The sequence below is a fragment of the Thiocapsa sp. genome (assembly GCF_011390875.1).
Classification (GTDB): Bacteria; Pseudomonadota; Gammaproteobacteria; order Chromatiales; family Chromatiaceae; genus Thiocapsa.
Genome location: NZ_JAABRP010000318.1, coordinates 1 through 3,370, shown reverse-complemented (window position 1 = coordinate 3,370; position 3,370 = coordinate 1). Strand labels below are relative to the sequence as shown.

Here is a 3,370-nt window from a genome sequence, read left to right as displayed (position 1 = left end):
GCGGCGTGCCGGCCCGATTGAGATCGATACCCGTGTAGCCGCCGCCCGCGAGGTTCTCCTCGTGCAACGACTTGCCGGCGTCCTCTTCGAGATGCGCACGCGTCACCCCGATCGACTTGACCGCACCGTCGCCGAGCACGATCTCCACTCGCCCCTCCCCGACGATCGGCAGCTCGTACTGACTGATCTGGTAGCCCTTCGGAAGGTCAGGATAGAAGTAGTTCTTGCGCGCGAACACCGAGCGCGGCGCCACCTCGGCACCGATCGCCTTGCCGAAACGCACGGCCAAACGCACCGCCTCGGCATTGAGAACCGGCAGCACGCCCGGCAGACCCAGATCGATAGCGCAGGCCTGCGTGTTGGGCGGCGCGCCGAAGGCGATCGATGCACCCGAGAAGATCTTGGATTGGGTCGCGAGCTGAGTATGGACCTCGAGCCCGATCACGGTTTCCCATTGCATGCTGTCTAACCTATGTCGCGATCGTACGTTCGGCAAACCTGCCGTTTCATGTCGCTCACTTCTTCAACGTTCAGGGCGCGCCAAGCGACAAGCTCGCCGATCACTCGAACCCGGAAGGCGCGCCCTGATGCCAATGCGTCACATGCTGGAAGCGATGCGCGACATTCAGCAGGCGTGCCTCCTGAAAATAGTTGCCGATGATCTGCAAGCCGACCGGCAGCCCGTCGACCGGCTCGACCGGGATCGACATCCCGGGCAGGCCCGCGAGGTTGGTCGCGATGGTGTAGATGTCGTTAAGGTACATGGCCACCGGGTCGTCCGTCTTGGCCCCGAGCGCAAAGGCGGTGGTCGGTGCGGTCGGCCCCATGATAACGTCGACATCCTCGAAGGCGCGCGCGAAGTCGTCGGCGATGAGATGGCGGATCTTCTGCGCCTTCAAATAGTAAGCGTCGTAATAGCCCGCAGAGAGCACATAGGTGCCGATCATAATGCGACGCTGCACCTCGTCGCCGAAGCCCTCGGCGCGACTGCGCTTGTAGAGGTCCTCGAGATCCTTCGGATGCTCGCAGCGGTGGCCGTAGCGCACCCCGTCGAAACGCGCCAGATTGGACGAGCACTCGGCCGGAGCGACGACGTAGTAAACCGGCACCGAGAGCGGACTGTTCGGCAGGCTGATCTCCTTCACCGTGGCACCGAGTCGCTCGTACTCCTTGATCGCGTCCTGCACGGACGCCGCCACGCGCGGATCGAGCCCCTCGCCGAAATACTCCTTCGGCAAACCGATGCGCAGGCCCGCGATGTCGTCATCCAGCGCATCGACATAGTCCGGCACGTCGACGTCGGCACTGGTGGAATCGCGCGGGTCGAACCCGGCCATCTCGTCGAGCAAACAGGCCGCATCCGCCGCCGAACGGGCCAGCACGCCGGCCTGATCCAGCGAGGAGGCGAAGGCGATCATCCCCCAGCGCGAGCAGCGCCCGTAGGTCGGCTTGATGCCGGTGATGCCGCAGAGCGCCGCAGGCTGTCGGATTGAACCGCCCGTATCCGTCCCGGTGGCCGCCGCGCAGAGCCGTGCGGCGACCGCCGCGGCCGATCCGCCCGAGGAGCCGCCCGGCACGCGATCCGCGTCCCAGGGGTTGTGAACAGGCCCGTAGAAGCTCGTCTCGTTCGAGGAGCCCATGGCGAACTCGTCCATGTTGGTCTTGCCCAGCACCACCGCCCCGGCGGCGGCGAGACGCTCGACGACCGTCGCATCGTAAGGCGCGACGAAGTTGTCGAGCATCCGAGAGCCGCAACTGGTCCTGATCCCCGCCGTGCAGAAGATGTCCTTGTGCGCGATCGGGATGCCGGCGAGCGGACCGGAATCGCCCGCAGCAATCGTGCGATCGGCGCGCTCGGCCGCCGCCAGGGCCGATTCGCTCGCGACGCTGATAAAGCTGTTCAAGCGCGGATCCAGGCGCGCGATGCGCTCCAGGTAGTGGCGGGTGAGTTCCACGCTTGAATAGGTGCGCAGCCGCAGCTCCGCGGCCATTTGGGCGATCGATTTGTTCTGCATGAGTACTCGGCGTCAGTCGATGACCTTGGGAACCAGATAGAGCCCGTCCTCGGTCAAGGGGGCGATGGCCTGGAACAGCTCGCGTTGGTCCTGCTCCGACACGCGATCCGGACGCAGACGTTGGCTCATGTGCAGCGGGTGCGCCATCGGCTCGACGCCCGCCGTGTCGACCGCGTCCATCTGCGCAACCAGGTCGAGGATGTTGGAGAGATCCGCGGCATAGCGCTCGATCGACTCGGGTGCGATCTCGAGCCGTGCCAGGTGGGCGATCTTCTCGATGTCCGAAGCATCCAATGACATGACCGATCCAGCTTGATTGACAGGCCGCGCAACATAGCACAGGCGCGCGAGAGGCGGAACTTTCGGGAGCGGCGCGCGGGGCGACGGATGCGCCCTCGAAGCTTCATCGCACGACCGCACGATCGCGCGCCTTGACGAACCCACGTCTTGCGGCTTTAATATGCGGCTCCGCTACCCGCAACGGGAGCGGAACTCAAAGCGCCCAGGTAGCTCAGTTGGTAGAGCAGAGGACTGAAAATCCTCGTGTCGGTGGTTCGATTCCGCCCCTGGGCACCAAAAAAACAGATCGTTAGCACAGCGCTATCCACATCGATTAGCTCCAGGTCCTTTCAGGGTCCTTTCCTCCGCAAGATCCGCCCGCGCAAGCTACCCGATATCGCGCCGAGTCCGCTCGCGATCACGGCGGGTTGCGAAGGTTTACCCGGTCTGCGCGTTCCTTGCTTGAGCTTCCACTCAGCCGGAAGCATTCCCGCCTATGTGTGCAACCCTGGCGACCGCTCGACACGGCATGATTCTCGAAGAATTGGGGGGTTGTTTCCCGATCGGGTTTGTCGCAGCCTGAAATTTGTCCCGAAATTCAGTCGAGGGGTCGCGAGATGGACGCAATGTGCCGGTTGATGATTCGCCTGACCATCGCTGCATTGGGGTTGACCGTCTCGGTAGCCGCGTCGCTGGCGGGCCCCTTGACCGACCAGCTGGCATCAATGAAATCCGACGAGGAAGTGCTCGCCGCGACGATCCCGGAGGACGCTTTCGAGCCTCGCATCGTGCTGGACGAGGTCAGCGCAATGCTGAGCGAGCTGGCCGGTCTGGGCGGGAAGCAGAAGCGTCTGATCATGAATTGCTATGTCGACGGTTCGCCCGAGGCCAAGGTCGAGCGCTGCAATGCCTGGAGCAACGAGATCGTCCTCGCCGTCGGTGCCCAACCGGCCGAGCGCTCGGGCCTTTTGGCATCGCTGGAGCCACGCTTTGCCGACGGTCTGTTGGTCGATGGGGTCACGAGCGGCGAGCGCAGCGGTGTCCAGCTGCTTCTCGCCAATGTCGACCGACCCAAG

3 protein-coding genes, 1 tRNA gene and 1 pseudogene are annotated in these 3,370 nt (G+C 64.2%); 2 read left to right on the top strand and 3 right to left on the bottom strand.

Features of this window, described 5'->3' with window-relative positions; genetic code table 11:
- The 3 genes and pseudogenes from gatB to gatC form a co-directional block, all read right to left on the bottom strand.
- Window positions 1-460 (bottom strand): annotated as a pseudogene (gene gatB, locus GPT33_RS17750) (Asp-tRNA(Asn)/Glu-tRNA(Gln) amidotransferase GatCAB subunit B); the annotation flags it as partial.
- A gap of 100 nt (window positions 461-560) precedes the next feature.
- Window positions 561-2,015, bottom strand: a complete 1,455-nt coding sequence (gene gatA, locus GPT33_RS17745) for an Asp-tRNA(Asn)/Glu-tRNA(Gln) amidotransferase subunit GatA (protein ID WP_296811714.1) — start codon at window positions 2,013-2,015, stop codon at window positions 561-563.
- Between the two features lie 12 nt (window positions 2,016-2,027).
- Entirely contained in the window at window positions 2,028-2,315 is a 288-nt protein-coding gene (gene gatC, locus GPT33_RS17740) for an Asp-tRNA(Asn)/Glu-tRNA(Gln) amidotransferase subunit GatC (protein ID WP_296811710.1), read from the bottom strand.
- A gap of 200 nt (window positions 2,316-2,515) precedes the next feature.
- Here gatC and GPT33_RS17735 point away from each other — a divergent pair.
- Both GPT33_RS17735 and GPT33_RS17730 read left to right on the top strand, forming a co-directional pair.
- Window positions 2,516-2,591, top strand: a tRNA-Phe gene (locus tag GPT33_RS17735).
- Between the two features lie 329 nt (window positions 2,592-2,920).
- Window positions 2,921-3,370: hypothetical protein (locus GPT33_RS17730; RefSeq protein WP_296811707.1), on the top strand; the 450-nt coding region annotated here is incomplete at its 3' end.